Genomic DNA, 624 nt, shown 5'->3' on the forward strand with positions numbered 1-624 from the left:
ACAATGTTAAATGCATAAAGCAAAGAAAAAATTACATTTGCTATTAAAATATCAATATAAATATTGAAAATCAGGTCAATTACCTGAAGCAAAGCATAAACCATTCTTTATCTCTCTTTCAATCAAAGAAACAGAAGATTGTATATAGAGCATTTATTACAATAAACCTATTTATCAGTGATTTTATACTCCAATGCTTCTTTTTCCATGGACAGAAAATTAAAACATTCCAAATCTTTATCTCTATATTATAATGATGATGAAACCTTAAAAACAACTGATCAAAACAGAAGTAAAAACGAACAATTTAAGAATCAGCAAAAAACTTTAAACATCTCTTTTATACAACCTTGCCGCTTTAGTTTAAGCCTATTGTAAAAAAAGCTTAAACTAAAAACGGCCTTAAAAGGCCGCCTTTGTTTTATTTTTGAGATTATTTCTGTAAAGCAATCAAACGATTAAGTGCATTGCTAAACCCATTTAGCTGAACAAATAAATCATTTAAAGGAGGTTCTCCTGGAGCAGCAATTGTCATAGCTAACTTCAAATGTTTCCCAGCACGTAAAGCTGCTACATAATTTTTATCAAAAACTATTGGAACAATACAACCTGCTGGCACACAAG

Annotated in this window: 1 protein-coding gene and 1 pseudogene; both read right to left on the reverse strand. The window is 29.6% G+C overall.

The genetic code is table 11. The features are described from left to right. Window positions 1-104: pseudogene (locus tag ACFINS_RS10845) on the reverse strand (YggT family protein); the annotation flags it as partial. 329 nt (window positions 105-433) lie between these two features. Then, on the reverse strand, window positions 434-624 hold a 191-nt coding region (locus tag ACFINS_RS10850), incomplete at its 5' end, for an invasion associated locus B family protein (protein WP_375706277.1).

Source organism: Bartonella sp. AA2SXKL (assembly GCF_042197205.1).
Classification (GTDB): Bacteria; Pseudomonadota; Alphaproteobacteria; order Rhizobiales; family Rhizobiaceae; genus Bartonella.